We start from the raw sequence: 16,153 nt of genomic DNA, 5'->3' as shown, positions 1-16,153 counted from the left end.
ACCGCTCCTCCAGTTCCAAAATTCCTCTCCGTTCCTTAATAAACAGTTTTCTGACAGGTGCCAAACCACCAAAGCTGCGCCTTCATACACCAGCCCGCAGCCCCGCCAAAAATCTAAATCCCCTTGAACTGCTTCACAAAGCCCATATCGTTGGTGTAGAAGTAGCGGATGTCGTCGATTCCGTACTTCAGCATCGCGATCCGTTCCACGCCCATTCCGAAAGCGAAGCCGCTGTATTTCTCAGGGTCGTAGCCGCCCATTCTCAGCACGTTCGGGTGTACCATGCCTGCACCGAGAATCTCAAGCCAGCCGCTCTGCTTGCACAGACGGCAGCCGTCGCCGCCGCATTTGAAGCAGCTGACATCGACCTCAACGCTCGGCTCGGTGAACGGGAAGAAGCTCGGACGCAGGCGGATGCCTGTAGCCGGCCCGAACATTTCCTTCACGAACTGGTTCAGCGTTCCCTTGAGGTCGCTCATGCGGATTTTGCTGCCGATGACGAGACCTTCAATCTGGTGGAACTGGAAGGAGTGGGTCGCATCGTCATCATCGCGGCGGTACACTTTGCCGGGACAGATGATTTTGACCGGAGTTTCGCCCTTCATCGCCTGCATGGTGCGGACCTGTACCGGAGAGGTCTGGGTACGCATGAGCAGGTCCTCTGTTAAGTAGAAGGAATCCTGCATGTCGCGCGCCGGGTGATTCTTGGGCAGATTCAGTGCTTCAAAGTTGTAGTAGTCTGTCTCTACCTCCGGACCTTCAGAGACCTTGTATCCCATGCCGATGAAAATATCCTCGATTTCCTGAACAACCCGGTTCAGCGGATGAATGCCGCCTTGCGGCAGAGTGCGGCCCGGCAGGGTAACGTCTACCTTTTCAGCCTGCAGACGGTTCAGCGTCTCCTGCTGCTGGAAGGCGTCCTGCTTGGCTGTAATAATCTCTTCAATGGCGCTGCGCACCAGGTTCGCCACCTGGCCGATCACCGGCCGCTCCTCGGCGCTCAGTCCTCCCATTCCGCGCAGAACCTCAGTCAGCTCACCTTTTTTGCCCAGATATTTGACACGCAAATCATTCAGCGCCTGCGGATCGGTAACCTCCTGCAGCTTAGCCAAGGCCTCGACCTTCAATGCTTCCAGCTTTTCTTTCATGGCATGCACTGCCCCCTTTAATCATCGTATTGTACAAGTTGAACCGGCACCCGTCTACACAGGACCGGATCAACAAAAAAAGGCCTTCTCTCCCGGAAAGGGACGAAAAGACCGTGGTACCACCCTTGTTAGACAAGCTGTACCCTATCCCTCTAAGAGAGGTATTCCCTCTTACGGCATGGTAAAGACATGTCTCACTTTAACAGAAATAACGGTCTGCGGCCGGTATCCCCTACTGAATGAAATTCAGGGAACTGCTCCGGAGTGAACTTCGGCAGCTCTGCTCTCCCAGAAACGCTCTCAATCTCCGGCGTCTCCTCCCTGTTGGCCAGGCACTGCGTACTTGTCTCCATCACTGCATTTGTACAGATTATACGTATTCATCTTCATAAAGATATGCCTCAATAGTATAAGCAAAAATATGACTTTTGACAAGCGAATCTAAAATTAGGCAAATTTTTATCTGATTTTAATCTTCCTTTAAGTTTCAAAAAGCTTTTGCAGGTTTTTTTTCAGCGGACATTCAGCGAATCTTGATATTTTTCCTAATTAGTAAGGCCGGGCTAACCTGTTTTTTCCTGCGAAAAAAGGATAGTGCCGGTTTTTAAACAGGGAGGGAAATTCATGCATAAACGAAGTAAGGCTTATGTTCTTTTATTACTCAGCACATTTGCCGTAAGCCAGTTCCCCGGATTTACGGGATCTGCAGCATATGCCGCCGGCACAGCAGCAGTCAAAACGGCGGCTGCCGTAACCGAAATCTCAACGCTCGCCAAGCTGAGCCCGATGAATCTGGGAGCGTCCTTTAGCGTCAAGCTTAGTGATGCCCGGGTGTTCGCCCAGGACAGCGGAAATATTTTAACGTATACCCTTACTTACACCAATAGCTCAAGCACCAGCGTCAATCTGGTCAATTACTTCTCCAAGGTTGTTACAACCGGGGGAAGCGTGATCAAGGGGACGGCCGTCTCCGCAGACAGCGCGGTCAAAAAAATCGCCGGGAAAGAAACAAAAAGTATTACATACTATGCGAATATCGGCAAAGCCGTCAGCGTAAAAGGACTAAAAATCAATATGTACGGCTGGAATTTCAGCGCAGCCAATTATGAGCAGCGGATCGGCACGTTTACCGTTCCTTCAAACTATTCAGCCGCATCACTTCAGGGAGAGAGCAGGAAAACCGAGCTGGGCAGCGTTCCCGTAACTACTCAGGCCAGCTCACTGCAAATCTACAAATATAACGGAAAAGTCTATGCCAAAGTGGGTTACAGCATTACGAATCTCGGTACCAGAGTACTGAGTGATCCGGGCTACAGCATGTATCTGAAGTCCTCCGGCGGTTCGGTATTTACACTTGCGCTGGATGAGGGCAGCTCTGAATACAAGATTCAGCCGCAGCAAAAAAAGACGCTCTATTTCATGTCCGAAATCCCGGCGTACATGAACACTTCCAGAATGGAGCTGCAGATTGCCAAGCTGGATGAAGGCCTTAAGCTGTACCTGCCGGTGGCCTCTTATTCATTGCCCGCTTCGGTTACTGCTGACTTCACTGTCGCTGCCGGTGCGATCAAAAAGGTATCCGTCGACAGCAATGTGGTTGATATGCAGCTGAAATCAGCGGCCGTCTATGCCGAAAATGAGAACGGAATCTGGACATACCAGTTCCGGGTCAAAAATACAGGCAGTACAGCAGTGACTTTGCCTGCCTACGGGCTTTCGGTCAAATCAGCGGAAGGCTATTCCTTCCCGGTCACGACGGTAGCCTTCAACAGCCTTACACTGAAGCCGCTGGAAGAAAAGCTGATTGAGCTTACCGCCAGCGTTCCGCTTGAGCTCGCCCAGGATACCCTGGAGCTTCAGGTCATACCGCCAGCCGCCGCAGATAATTCCGGCAAAATCGTGCTGCCGGTTGCCTATTTTAAAATTCCATACAAGCTCGAGAGCAACACTCATATCACCTCCGAGGCCAGTGTTACCAACAATTACGGGACGTTTGGCGTTACCCTGCAGTCTCTGCAGCGTCTGCCCTGGGGCGATGAGGACCTTGTCCAGGCCAAGCTAAGCATCCGGAACAGCACCTCCAAGACGATCACGCTGCCCAAGCTGACTGGTAGTTTGAAAGCGGATTTGAATGATCTGACCTCCTCAACCCAGGTCGTTGTTGACAATGACGTGTCCATCCTTGCGCCTGGTGAAAGTGCGCAGCTTACCGTATTGGCTCCTATTCCTTACACGCTCGACTACAGCCAGACCAAGATCATTCTCCAGGAAACGTCCGGACAGTTCCTCTCTTTGAGCACAACCGACGGGGCAGTAACCAGCCTCAGCCCGCTGGCGGCAGGTTCATCATTCAAGATTACGGCAGCCGGTAAAAAAGCGAGTATTCAGGAGCGGCTGACCACGGTGTATACCGGCAGCAGCTCGAAGACGGTATACAGTGAAGTAGAGATGAACAGCGAGGAATCCCGCCAGACAAACCTGGCCAGGCTGTATGCCTCCTTCCGGACCGCGGACGGGCAATACTTTGAAGCTGATGTTAATCAGTCTGAGCTGCCTACCGGCGCAGCAGGCAAAACACTGGTCACCTTCTCGGCGAATGTGCCATCTACAGTAGACACCGCTTCCCTCCAGCTCTATATCGGCCAGGGCGTTGCGGGCGGCAAGCTTGCTGCAGCCGGAACGGAGGCTACCGGATACGTGAATACTGCAGCGCTGGCCTTGAACGTTAAGACGGTTACCCCGCAGACGAACCTTAGCAGCGGCATATCCGTGTTCCCTTACAGCCTTGCGGTTAACGCCTCTTCAAGCAGCCTGACTGCCGGCACCACGAACCTGACACTGTCCATCAACTACAGCCTGTCTCAGGATTCCGCTTACCAGACCGGGGCTTTCGGCCATAAGCTGGTGCTGCAATTTATTGATCCGTTTGGTCAATTCTTTGAAAAGACGCTTACGTTTGGCACTGATCTGATCACGGGCAGCAACAGCCTGTACACCACGACAATCAGCAGCACACTGTTCAAGAGCCTGAACGGGGGAAATTACAGACTCAGGCTGTACGATGAGTTCCAGGGCCAGCGGATGGAGCTGGGCAGCCAGATCTATGACATTACCGTTATCCAGCCTGCTTCGGCAACAGACGATGACAAGGACAAAGATACAGACAGCAGTACAAGCACCGGCGATACCGCCGCAGGCAGCGCATCCTGATTTTTGGTGACCTGCAATTATTTGTTTTGAATATGGAGCAAGATGGAGGACCTCGAATGAATAAGAAAAAGACAGTGATTATCTCGTCAAGCATAGCGGTAGTGGCGATTGCAGGTGTGCTGACCTATGTGCTGTGGCCGGATGCCGGCAAGGAGGCCAGTGCGGCTCCTCTGAATACCGCCATTGTGGCAAAAGGGAACATCCTTAACGGAGTGTCAGGTTCCGGCTCGGTATCACCGGTCAATACCGGCAGCATCCGGACCAAGGAAGCCGGGGAAGTCGATCAGGTTATGGTGGTTAAAGGCGATGTCGTTAAAAAAGGCGATGTGCTGATCACTTTTGTAGCCAGCGACTTGAGTGACAAAATGAGAGAAGCCGAGAAATCATTGACCAGCCTGAAGACAGACCTTACGGACAAACAGGAAAATTATAAAACGCTGGCGATGAACAATGCTACGGAGGAAGAGCTGGCTTCAGCCAAAAAAGCGATCGTAAAAGCGGAAAGCGACATCGCCGAGCAACAGGAATCGATATTCGATCTTGAAGAGGATATGCTTCCTCAAGGCCCGCTGACCGCTCCGATGGACGGCACGATTACAGCAGTCAATATTACGGACGGTGAACAGGCCCAAAACGGCTCGGAGCTGTTCACCATGACCGATTACGAAAACCTCAGCGTTACTGTTCAGGTGGACGAACTGGACATCCCGAATATTAAGCTTGACCAGTCTGCGACTATTACACTGGATGCCCTGGAGGATCAGGAGTTTGAAGGTAAAGTCATTGAAATTGCCAAAGAAGGCACCTCTTCCAACGGTGTCTCCCTCTTTGATGTGACCGTAGGCCTGAATGAATCCGAAGGCGTACTAGTCGGAATGTCTGCCGAGGTAGCCATAACCATTGAAGAGAAGAACGATGTATTAACCGTACCGATCGAAGCCGTATCCGAGATGAATGAAAAATACTATGTCAACGTTCCTGTAACGGAAGGTGACGGCAGTGAAACCGGCGCAGGAAGTGACACAACTGGCGGACAAATGCCTGGCGGCGCGGCTCCTGCAGGCGACACTGCAAGCGGGCAGGCTCCGAGTGGTGAAGCTCCTTCCGGGGACGCTGCAGACGGGCAGGCTCCGAGCGGTGAAGCTTCTGCCGGCGGCGTTTCCGGCTGGCAGGGCCGCGGCGGTGAAGGCCGCGGAGGCACCTTCCCGAGCGGCGGTCAAATGGGCGGCAGAAGCAGCAGCTCAAGCACAGCTTCCGGCCAGAAGCGGGTTGAGGTCACCGTCGGCATTCATGATGAGAGCAATATTGAAATCGTCAGCGGACTGTCCGAAGGCGATGAAGTGATTATCCCGACCGTTATAAGTACAGGCAGCTCCTCTAGTAGCGTACAGTCCCAGATGGGCGGCATGGGCGGGTTCAGCACAGGCGGCTTCAGCAGCGGTGGCGGTGGATTCAGCGGCGGCACAGGCGGCCCGCCATCCGGCGGCGGCGGCATGGGTGGTGGCCGTCAATGAGTACGCAGCCGCTGATTAAGGTCGAGAATATGATTCACCGGTATGTTATGGCCGGTGAATCCATGACCATTCTCAAAGGCCTCAGTTTTACGGTTGAACACGGGGAATTCGTGGCGATCATCGGCCCCTCCGGCTCCGGCAAATCCACATTGATGAATATGCTGGGCTGCCTTGATATAGCCAACGAGGGTGATTATTTTCTGGACGGGCAGGAAGTCCGTAAATTGTCGGACAACAAGCTGGCCCAGATCCGTAACGAGAAAATCGGCTTTATCTTTCAGAACTTTAACCTTCTGCCCAAGCTGTCGGCAGTAGAAAATGTGGAGCTTCCCCTGATATACCGGGGGGTCTCCCACCGGGAACGCCGGGAGGTTGCCCGTAATGCACTGATCAGGGTCGGCCTTGAAGAACGGATCGACCACCGGCCCTCAGAGCTGTCGGGCGGCCAGCAGCAGCGTGTCGCCATTGCCCGCGCACTGGCCGGAACCCCGCCGATCCTGCTGGCAGATGAGCCGACTGGCGCCCTCGATTCCAGAACAGGCAAGGAAGTTCTTCAGATGATCAAAGAACTGAATGAGCAGGGGCACACCATTATCCTGATTACGCATGACCTTGAAATTGCCGAACAGGCTAAACGGATCATCCGCATTCAGGATGGCAGCCTCGTTGAAGATCGGAGGATTGCCAGATAATGATGCTGTATCAAAGTATGAAAATGGCTATAAAGAGCATCCTCAGCAGTAAAGTGAGAGCTTTTCTGACCATGCTAGGAATCATTATCGGGGTTTCATCCGTTATTGCGCTTGTTTCTGTAGGGCAGGGAACGACTTCGCAAATTACGGAATCGTTAAGCTCACTGGGGACTAACCAGCTGACAGTTAGCATTATGGGACGAGGAGCAACCACCTCCCTGACCTACGAGGAGGCGCTTGCCCTTGGAGAGATTGAAGGCGTGGAGAATGTCTCACCTGTCATCAGCGGCAATGTCACTGCCAAGCACGGAACCGAAAACGTCTCGGTATCGGTAGAAGGCATTACGCCCGCCTATGAGGATGTGCAGAATTTCCATGTACAGTCCGGCCGCTTCCTGCTCGACATTGATACCGAGTACCGCCAGAAGGTCGCCTTAATCGGCTCAGACACGGCTGAGGATTTATTTGGCACTGACAGCCCGGTCGGCGAAAGAATACAGCTGAACGGGACGAGCTTTAAAATCGTCGGCCTGCTGGAGAGCAAGGGCAGCACCAGCGGCGGCTCCAGTGACGAGAAGGTTCTGATTCCAATCTCCACTGCGGAACGTTTCCTTCAGAGCAAAGGGGTACGCTCCATTACCATTACCACAACCTCCAACGGGAACGTGGAGGAAGTCAAAACCAAGCTGGAGTCCACCCTGGACGCCAAATTCAGTTCAGCGGAAAATGCCTACTCTGTCTTTGATTCCCAGGAGATGCTGGAGACCGTTAACGAGACCAGTGCCACGCTTTCGCTCGCCCTGGGCGGGATCGCCGGTATCTCACTGTTTGTCGGCGGTATCGGCATCATGAACATCATGATTGTCTCCGTGAACGAGCGGACCCGTGAGATCGGTATTCGTAAAGCCATCGGCGCCAAGAAAATAAACATTCTGATGCAGTTCATGATCGAATCTGTCGTATTAAGCGGCTTGGGCGGTCTAATCGGTGTCGGCGTGGGTCTTGGAGCCAGCTGGGCGGTAGGCAATTATACCTCGATGAATGTAGCAACATCCTGGAACATGGTCATGATCTCCTTCTCATTCTCGCTGATCATCGGAATCGTGTTCGGAATGATCCCCGCGAACAAAGCCGCAAGAATGCGCCCGATTTATGCTCTCCGCAACGATTAACCCCGGTGTATGCTGTACACAATCCGTAAAGCCCCTAAACCTGGCTTTGCGGATTTTTTTATCTGCCTGCAGGAGTATCGTTTATAGAAAAGATGGGTAATAGGATTCAAGGGCCGGAATAGAAATAGTCTGTAGGGTTCAATACATAATTTAAAAATTTGTTGTAAGATTTGTTTATACGTTCCCCTTTGCCGGTTGTGTGCAGTTCCGGAAACCCCGGAATTCCGCATATTTCCGGTTGTAAGACGTTATCATGATACATATACTGCCTGCAGACATTCCGCCCCATTTGGCAGTTGAAGCGGGCAATCTGACGGATGAGAAGAATCGTTAATCGTACGGAAGCTAAGCTTTCCTGTGACTTTTGAATGACCCCTCCTCCAGTCCCTGAAGGGCCTGGCTCCTCAGTGGAACAGCACCGCATGTTTTCTGTACACAGCAATGAGTTTTTAAGTTTGATGCGGGGAGAGGATGACAGTGGCAGGTTTATCCAAGAATAACAACACACGCAGATTGATTATTGTATTTGCCGCTATCCCGGTGCTTCTGGTCGTTATCAGTACCGCTTCCCTGCTGTACTTGAATGCTACAATGAATAGGCTTTCAAATTCCCTGTACAGTGACGTATACCAGAACTCGGAGCTGATTCTGAACGCTGACCGCGACCTTTACCAGGGTGCAGTCTCCCTTCAGGCGGCAATGAGCACGAACATTACAAGCGAGCAGCGCAGCCTGTTCGCCCAGGATTTTGAAGACAACAACTCGCAGATCCGGCAGCGCCTTACTATGGCCAGCTATAATATTAACAACCTGGACAATCCGTTCAGCGGCATGAAGCAAAGCGAGCTTCTGCTCAGTGAATTAAAGGGAAAGCTTGCAAGCTTTGAGAGTTCCCTGGAGACCTGGAAGGACACAGGCCGTGATCTCATTTCCCGGCGGGTACAAAGTGACTGGAACCCGGACAGCTATTCTGCCGCTCTTATTATTACCCAGTTAACAGAGACGCGCAGCAGCCTGGACGAGGCAGAAAACCTGATCGGCAGTTACGCCCAGCAGATTACCCAGGAATTCCGGGAGAAAAAAAGTGCTCTCTTTGCCGTCTACTCCCTGTTCCTGTTCCTCCTCATCCTGGTCATTATCTATCTCTGCCGCAGGCTGATTTCACTGCAGAACCAGATGCTCGAGGAAAAATCGCTGTATCAGCTGATCGGTGAAACGATGTCGGATTTCATTATTCTGACCGATCCCAACGGCCTGATCCTGTATGCTTCGCCTTCACATGCCGGCGTGCTTGGTTATGTTCCGGAGAAAGGCTCACCGCTCACCAATTATATCCGCGAGGCGGAGATATCCTGGGCCAAGCTGAAGAGCGCTGTACAGGGCAGCCCCCGCATCTCCGAGCTGCGCATGCGTTCCTCGGAAGGGCACTGGGTATGGCTGGAGACGAAGGTATCGCCAATCAGCGGGAGCAAGGTTTTCCCGGCCCAGTTTATGCTGATCTCCCGGGAAATTACACAGCGCAAGCAATATGAGGAACGGCTGCACAAGCTGGCCTTCTACGATCATCTGACGGCGATCCCGAACCGGGCGCATTTCAAGATGTATATGGAAAACCTGATCACCCAGCCGGAGGAGCGCAGACAGGAAATTGCGCTGGCACTGCTCGATTGCGACCGGTTCAAACAGCTGAACGACACCCTGGGCCATCTGGCCGGCGATGAGTTCCTGCAGCTGTTGTCCCGTGAGCTGCAGCAGACCGTCAAGGGGACCGGCCAGGCTTTCCGCATCGGCGGCGATGAATTTGCCGTAGTGCTGCACCGGTTCACCAATCCCGAAATGCTGGATGAAATCCTGCAGAGGCTGCTGCAATTATTCAACAAGACATGGTCGGTGAACAACGGGTCCAGCTTCCACACTTCAGCCAGTATCGGGGTAGCCCTGTATCCGCAGCACGGCTCCAGCATCAACGAGCTGCTCCGCGCAGCCGATCTGGCGATGTACCGCTCCAAAAATCGTGGCGGTAACGAAGCCAGCCTGTACAATGAGCTGGTCGACGAGGAAGTGTCAGATCAGACTAAATAGAGCACCAGTGTATACAAAAAGGCGCCCCTCAAGCCGGAAACGGCAGGGACGCCTTTTTTGGACATAATCTGATTTAAACTGCCGCCGTCTCCTCTAACCGGCCTTTCAGCTGCTCAGCTGTACTGGGTCATGCGCATTGCCGAGAGTGGCTGGCTGGCGTTCCCGCACCAGCACCTTGATCAGCTTTTCGCTGCCGGAGCAGTCAATGAACCGGTCGCCGTCCGCTGCCTTTTCTTCCCAGTCATTCAGTCTGAGAATATAGCCGACGGACTGCACGCCCATTTCAGCTTCAATCCGGGCTACAGCCCGCCCGTTCTCCATCTGCCGGAAATCACACTGGCCGTCCTGTATGCCTGTACCCCAGACCCAAAGGTTCCATCCGCGGTAATCGCCGTCAGGGCGGTCATAATGGACTTCAATGATCTTGGATCTTGGGGCAGGCTCACCATAGCTGTCATAGAGTACCATCATCGACAGGCCCTCAACCTGAACCTCCTGGTTATCGGCAATCCGGAAGGCTTCCGTTCCGGCATAGCTGTGATCCACGACAATGTTCCAGCAGCCGCCGGTATTAGGCAGGCTCTGCGTAATACTATCCGTATTGGCATTAAAGATAACAACAATATTGTTCCAGACGTCGCCGCCCGCGTTATCCTTCAGCATGTAAGACACTACACCGCCGTCGCAGCGGAGGAATTCCAGGGAACGTTCAATTTCCTGGCGCCCGTGCAGACGGAAAGCAGGATGCTTGCGGCGCAGCTCAATCAGGCCCTTGTAATACTGGAAGACCGGCATAAATGACTGCTTCCGGTCCCAGCGGATCGCATTAATAACATCCGGGCTGCGGTAGCTGTTATGATCGCCGTATTTGCTGCGCAGCATTTCATCGCCGGCATGAAGAAAGGGGATGCCCTGAGAGGTAAGGATCAGGCCGTTAGCCAGCAGCGAGCGCCGCACCGTCTCGTTACGGAGAATATTCTGTCCGTCAACTGCAAAATACGGATCTGCCGCCCCGACAGCCTCCTCCAGATTCCCCCCGTATTTCAGCCTTCCGTTCTCAAGCTCCGGCAGCCCGGCTGCCTGCTTCAGACCCTGGGAGGCCAATATTTTATCCCACAGGTTAAGATTATCATGGGCTGTCACATAATTGACCGTTTCAACGGGTGAATCGGTAAAATCATGTATCGCACCTTTGATTCCGGAGGCAATCGCCCCCTCCTTGCCGTACTCGCCGGTTACGAATCCTCTGCCCCAGCCGTCACTGTCACCTTTGATTGCCGAGCGGAAGTTATCATTGAATACCGCATAACCTTTCCCGCGCTGTACGCCTTTGAGCGTCTTGGCAGCCAGGGGGGATTCTCCGCCTGTCCAGGGCTCTCCGTAAATCAGAAGATTCGGGTTAATGTTAAGCCGCAGCTCCTCGGTAATTTCCCGGATCGTCACGCTGTCCATCAGCCCCATCAGATCGAAGCGAAAGCCGTCGATATGATATTCAGAAGCCCAGTAGGCCAGGGAATCCTTTATAAATTTGCGGACCATCGGCCGCTCGGTGGCAAGCTCATTGCCGACACCCGAACCGTTTGATAACCGTCCCAGGTAGTCCCGGCGGTAGAAATAATCCGGCACCAGCGGTTCAAAAGGCCCCTTCTCGAACGCATAAGTATGGTTGTAGACCACATCCATAATCACCGCAATGCCTTTGCTGTGCAGTGCCTGAACCATTTCCTTGCATTCGCGGATGCGCGTTCCGGGATCGCTTGGATTCGTGCTGTACGAGCCCTCAGGCACATTATAGTGCTGCGGGTCATAGCCCCAATTGTACTCTGTGTAATATTCCGGACGCGGCCCCTCTCCTGCACCATCCAGCTCATCAACCGTCTGGTAATCAAAGACCGGCAGCAGATGGACATGGGTTATACCAAGCTCAGCCAGATGGTCAATGCCGAGCGGATTTCCGGCCGCATCACGCAGACCGGTTTCGGTAAAAGCCTTAAACTTGCCCTTATTCATTATCCCCGAGCTTGCATGAGCCGAGAAATCGCGCACATGCAGCTCATAGATGACAGCGTCAGCCGGATGCGGGAGCTGTGGTGACTTATCCCCGCTCCAGCCTTCCGGATCCGTATCACGCAGGTCCACAATCGCCGACCGCAGCCCGTTGGCCGAAACAGCGGTTGCATAAGGGTCCGCGGCTTCATTGATCGTTCCATCCTCAAAGATCGTTCGGTACATATAATACTTGCCCTTCATATCCCCGGTAACCTGTACCTGCCAGACGCCGCCATCCTCGCGCTGCATCGGAACAATCCGTCCGCTGTCCCTGGTGAATATCGCCGGCGATCCGGTTCCGTTCCCTCCAGTCTCGTATAATACGAGTGAAACGGTAAACGCCGTTGGAGCCCACACCTTAAACTGGCTGTACGCTGCGGTATAGGTCAGGCCAAGATCACTGCCTGCATAGGTTTCGAGCACTGTCTCTGCATTCATATAGTTACTGTTCATAACATCCTCACCATCCTAATGCCCACCATGGATTTTACCGGTGAACGGATCACCTTGCTTAATTCCAACTATTACCACATCAATTTATAATCATACCTGCACTGATTTGCAAGCGGGGTGTAGCGGGGCCTTATTCCTGAGTTCAAGCAAATAACTTGGCTCAAAATAGTATATGTAACACTATGTTCACAGGTTTGGGTCCAGCAGCCTATTCTGCTGCCTATACAACATATATCGACAATTTATGGCATTTATTTAAGATAAAAAGCAAAGAGTCCAATCTAACGGAAGTATAGTCCATAATCCGCCACACTGCTACAGTAAAATGCTGTTATCTGTCTAATTCAGCAGATACTGGCCCGCTCTGCCTGTGTTTGCGCCGTACTCTGGCGAACAAAACGGCGACCGGAAACAGCAATGCAGCAGCAGCCAGCAATGAGGCTCTGATAGAGAACCTGCTGCCGATGTAACCGACTGCCGGTCCGCCGGCTGTCTGTCCAAGCGCGTCAGACTGGCTGATCAGAGACAATACGGTTGCCCGTGTCCTGCTCTCCAGTCTAAGATTCAGCCAGGTCTTGTATACCGGCTCATTGACCGCGCCTGCCACCGCAAGAAGCAGCACTGCAGCCACTGCCGCATAAAAGCCCGGTGCGAGTGCAAGCAGCAGAATTGCCCCGATACGGACCAGCGTCAGCATCAGCAAGGCTGCCGTGAGAACCTTCTCCTTGTGCATATCCATCCTGCGTGCGGACATATGAACGGCAGGTATTGCCAGCAGCGTAGAAGAGGCGCTGATGATTCCGAACCACACAGCCATGGAGATTACACTGTCCGGAAATCCGATTCCTTCTATTAAGTGGATTTGCCATAACCGGTCATAGCCTTCGGAGGCGGCCCCGCTAAACAGGGTTACCACAGCCAGCAGGAGCAGCACCGGACTTTTGAACAGGACTGCAGCACCGCTGTGCCAGGTACGGGCCCATGCCTTGAACGGAGCAGCTTCTGCTTCCCGCTCCCCCCTTACAAAACCTGTTTCCTTCATCAGAAGGAACAGGACTAGCCCTAGCGTGAGATATATTAAACCTCCAGCGATGTAAGGCAGGTTCGGCGCTGTAAGCGATAACCCCACACTGGTTACGGCACCGAGCAGGGAGGCGGCAAGAGAAGCCTTTTCCGCCTGCATAAAAAGGGTACCGGCTTTTCCCTCCCCCAGCTCATCCATAATCCAGGCGGTGTCCGCGCCGCTGACAAAGGTCCAACCAAGCCCGAACAGCAGCTGCGCGGCCATTACCCATGCAACGGCCGGCACGTCAGCCCCTCGGCCCGTAAACCAGACAATGCTTCCCTCCAGCAGGAAGCCGCAGCCCATAACACTCACGCCTATGATCACCGACAGTCTGCGGCTGTATAAATCGGCAACCGCACCGGTAATTCCCTCAAATACAAGCACAGTGATTTCCAGCACCGTTCCGATCAGCAGCAGCTCAAACGGGCGGAGCCCGAGTTCAGTCACATAATAAATGCTGTAGGTGGTGAATATAGTGCTGCTTGCAAATGACATCATGAATACATGCAGCAGATACAATTGAGAAGCCTGTAATTTTCGCACATGAGTTCCGCCTTTTCCCAAGAAATGTGCTTTAAGTATAAGGAACCCTGTTTCTTGCTGCTGTTCCGGACTTGCGGACTTTCTCTTTATGGAACAGCTTATGGAACAGCAAAAAAACCGGCCCCCTTGTCAGGAGACCGGCATAAAGTAGTTGGAAAAGTGAACTTGCCAAAACGGATCTTGCTTAAGCTTAAAAAGAATTACTTCACGCTGCTCTGCACAAGTGCAGCTACTTCCTCGGCCGTGCCGAGCTGCAGCGCTTTAGCAGCCATTTCCTTCATTTCTGCAGCGGACAGCTTGGAAATCTGGCTGCGTGCAGGCAGGATAGAAGTGGCGCTCATGCTGAATTCATCAAGACCAAGTCCCAACAGAAGCGGAATCGCGGTGGAGTCACCAGCCATTTCGCCGCACATGCCGGTCCATTTGCCTTCAGCGTGTGCTGCGTCGATCACAATTTTGACCAGACGCAGGATTGCCGGATTATACGGCTGATACAGGTAGGATACCTGCTCATTCATACGGTCGGCAGCCATTGTATATTGAATAAGGTCATTTGTTCCGATACTGAAGAAATCAACTTCCTTCGCGAACTGGTCAGCCAGTACTGCAGTAGAAGGAATCTCTACCATAATACCGAGCTGGATATTGTCGGACACTTCCTTGCCTTCTTCACGCAGCTTCGCTTTCTCCTCAAGCAGGAGGTCACGGGCTGCACGGAATTCGCCAAGGGTAGCAATCATCGGGAACATGATCCGCAGGTCACCGTGTACACTTGCTCTGAGCAGGGCGCGCAGCTGTGTACGGAAAATATCCTGACGGTCCAGACAGAGACGGATTGCCCGGAATCCGAGGAACGGATTCATTTCCTTCGGCAGATCCAGGTAAGGCAGCTCCTTGTCGCCGCCGATATCAAGCGTGCGGACAACGACCGGCTTGCCGTTCATGTTCTCAAGCACGGTGCGGTACGCATTGTACTGTACTTCCTCGGAAGGCAGCTTGTCGCGGCCCATGTAGAGGAATTCCGTACGGTACAGGCCTACGCCCTCGCCGCCGTTTTCAATCACGCCGGCAACATCGTTAGGCGTACCAATGTTGGCAGCCAGCTCGACATGTTTGCCGTCAGCAGATACGGTTGCTTCATCGCGGAGCTTTTTCCACTCGGCGATTTGCAGGTCGTATGCTTCCTGCTTCGTCTTGTACTCAGCCACTTCAGCCTCGCTAGGGTTGATCAGCACATCGCCGCTCAATCCGTCAACGATAATCAGATCACCTGCTTTAACCAGCGACAGCACATTTTTGGTGCCGACAACCGCCGGAATTTCCAGGGAACGGGCCATAATCGCCGAGTGCGAAGTACGTCCGCCGATATTGGTGGTAAATCCTTTAACGAAATTACGGTTCAGCTGAGCAGTATCCGAAGGTGTCAGATCCTGTGCAATAACGATAACCTCTTCACTGATCTCAGCAGGGCTGATATAGTGAATGCCCAGCAGGTGATTCAGCACGCGCTTTGTCACATCGCGCATATCGGCTGCGCGTTCCTGCAGGTAGGCACTCTTCATGTTCTCGAACATGGAAACAAATTGTGACGCAACTTCATTCAACGCATAGTCCGCATTAACCGCTTCTTCCCGGATTTTATCCATTACCGGGCTGATCAGCTCAGGATCTTCAAGAATCAGCAGATGAGATTCAAAGATCTCTGCTTTCTTCTCGCCCAGCTCAGCAAGCGTACGCTCCTTGATGGCCTGCAGCTCACCCTTGGATTTATCAAGGGCAGCCTGCAGCTTGGCCAGCTCGGCTTCCACATCGCTTACAGCAGTCTTGGTAATGGTGTAATCCGGATGTTCCAGGATAAATGCACGGGCTACGGCAATACCTGCTGAAGCCGCGATTCCTGAAATTTTACTCATTAATTTCTCCCAGCCCTTCTTTGATCATTACATCCTGCAGTGCGCTCAGCGCTTCAGCTTCTTCGCCGCCTTCAGTGATCAGGGTCAGCGTGTCGCCTGCTTCAAGACCCAGGGACAATACGCCAAGGATGGACTTCAGTGTTACTTTTTTGCCTTTAGCTTCTGCGAATGCTTCAGTGCCTTTGAATTTAGTAGCTGTATTTACCAGTGCAGTTGCTGGACGTGCGTGAATTCCGTCTTCGTCAACAATCTTGAAAGTTTTTTGCATAATAATCCAACTCGCTTTCTGTTATTTGGTATGGTTGTATGTT

Annotated in this window: 10 protein-coding genes and 1 other annotated feature; of the genes, 5 read left to right on the top strand and 5 right to left on the bottom strand. The window is 52.8% G+C overall.

Annotated features, from left to right (window positions below):
* Nucleotides 1–113 precede the first annotated feature (113 nt).
* Nucleotides 114–1,148 (bottom strand): phenylalanine--tRNA ligase subunit alpha, encoded by a 1,035-nt coding sequence (gene pheS / locus AC4G46_RS09075; RefSeq protein ID WP_491127641.1) that lies wholly within the window; start codon nt 1,146–1,148, stop codon nt 114–116.
* A 95-nt stretch (nt 1,149–1,243) separates the two neighbouring features.
* Nucleotides 1,244–1,513: a binding site (T-box leader), on the bottom strand.
* Nucleotides 1,514–1,772: 259 nt separating this feature from the next.
* Here pheS and AC4G46_RS09070 point away from each other — a divergent pair.
* The 5 genes from AC4G46_RS09070 (at nt 1,773) to AC4G46_RS09050 (ending at nt 9,818) form a co-directional block, all read left to right on the top strand.
* Nucleotides 1,773–4,358, top strand: coding sequence for a hypothetical protein (locus AC4G46_RS09070; RefSeq protein ID WP_491127640.1), 2,586 nt, complete (start codon nt 1,773–1,775; stop codon nt 4,356–4,358).
* A 56-nt stretch (nt 4,359–4,414) separates the two neighbouring features.
* The gene (locus tag AC4G46_RS09065; RefSeq protein WP_491127639.1) at nt 4,415–5,872 is read left to right on the top strand and encodes an efflux RND transporter periplasmic adaptor subunit; all 1,458 of its coding nucleotides are present in this window, start codon (nt 4,415–4,417) and stop codon (nt 5,870–5,872) included.
* Nucleotides 5,869–6,564: an ABC transporter ATP-binding protein gene (locus AC4G46_RS09060; RefSeq protein ID WP_068729065.1), complete on the top strand. Its 696-nt coding sequence runs from the start codon at nt 5,869–5,871 to the stop codon at nt 6,562–6,564. Before AC4G46_RS09065 ends, AC4G46_RS09060 begins: the two co-directional genes overlap by 4 nt.
* Nucleotides 6,564–7,736 (top strand): ABC transporter permease, encoded by a 1,173-nt coding sequence (locus AC4G46_RS09055; RefSeq protein WP_491127638.1) that lies wholly within the window; start codon nt 6,564–6,566, stop codon nt 7,734–7,736. The genes AC4G46_RS09060 and AC4G46_RS09055 overlap by 1 nt, the downstream gene beginning before the upstream one ends.
* 477 nt (nt 7,737–8,213) lie before the next feature.
* Complete coding sequence (locus AC4G46_RS09050; RefSeq protein ID WP_491127637.1) at nt 8,214–9,818, top strand: diguanylate cyclase domain-containing protein; 1,605 nt, start codon at nt 8,214–8,216, stop codon at nt 9,816–9,818.
* 105 nt (nt 9,819–9,923) lie between these two features.
* Here AC4G46_RS09050 and pulA read toward each other — a convergent pair whose 3' ends face one another.
* The 4 genes from pulA to AC4G46_RS09030 form a co-directional block, all read right to left on the bottom strand.
* Nucleotides 9,924–12,320: a type I pullulanase gene (gene pulA / locus AC4G46_RS09045; protein WP_491127636.1), complete on the bottom strand. Its 2,397-nt coding sequence runs from the start codon at nt 12,318–12,320 to the stop codon at nt 9,924–9,926.
* 331 nt (nt 12,321–12,651) lie between these two features.
* Complete coding sequence (locus AC4G46_RS09040) at nt 12,652–13,929, bottom strand: MFS transporter (protein ID WP_491127635.1); 1,278 nt, start codon at nt 13,927–13,929, stop codon at nt 12,652–12,654.
* Between the two features lie 200 nt (nt 13,930–14,129).
* Nucleotides 14,130–15,842 carry a phosphoenolpyruvate--protein phosphotransferase gene (gene ptsP, locus AC4G46_RS09035; RefSeq protein ID WP_491127634.1) on the bottom strand — a complete coding sequence of 571 codons (1,713 nt, stop codon included), beginning with the start codon at nt 15,840–15,842 and terminating at the stop codon, nt 14,130–14,132.
* Nucleotides 15,835–16,110 carry an HPr family phosphocarrier protein gene (locus AC4G46_RS09030; protein WP_039871440.1) on the bottom strand — a complete coding sequence of 92 codons (276 nt, stop codon included), beginning with the start codon at nt 16,108–16,110 and terminating at the stop codon, nt 15,835–15,837. The genes ptsP and AC4G46_RS09030 overlap by 8 nt, the downstream gene beginning before the upstream one ends.
* Between the last annotated feature and the right edge of the window lie 43 nt (nt 16,111–16,153).

The organism is Paenibacillus sp. fava2, assembly GCF_058313675.1.
This window is presented reverse-complemented; position numbering and strand designations above follow the sequence as displayed.

Bases quoted from the DNA above. Each gene is read 5' to 3' on its own strand.
- pheS (WP_491127641.1), bottom strand. From the start codon at position 1,148: ATGAAAGAAAAGCTGGAAGCATTGAAGGTCGAGGCCTTGGCTAAGCTG.
- AC4G46_RS09070 (WP_491127640.1), top strand. From the start codon at position 1,773: ATGCATAAACGAAGTAAGGCTTATGTTCTTTTATTACTCAGCACATTT.
- AC4G46_RS09065 (WP_491127639.1), top strand. From the start codon at position 4,415: ATGAATAAGAAAAAGACAGTGATTATCTCGTCAAGCATAGCGGTAGTG.
- AC4G46_RS09060 (WP_068729065.1), top strand. From the start codon at position 5,869: ATGAGTACGCAGCCGCTGATTAAGGTCGAGAATATGATTCACCGGTAT.
- AC4G46_RS09055 (WP_491127638.1), top strand. From the start codon at position 6,564: ATGATGCTGTATCAAAGTATGAAAATGGCTATAAAGAGCATCCTCAGC.
- pulA (WP_491127636.1), bottom strand. From the start codon at position 12,320: ATGAACAGTAACTATATGAATGCAGAGACAGTGCTCGAAACCTATGCA.
- ptsP (WP_491127634.1), bottom strand. From the start codon at position 15,842: ATGAGTAAAATTTCAGGAATCGCGGCTTCAGCAGGTATTGCCGTAGCC.
- AC4G46_RS09030 (WP_039871440.1), bottom strand. From the start codon at position 16,110: ATGCAAAAAACTTTCAAGATTGTTGACGAAGACGGAATTCACGCACGT.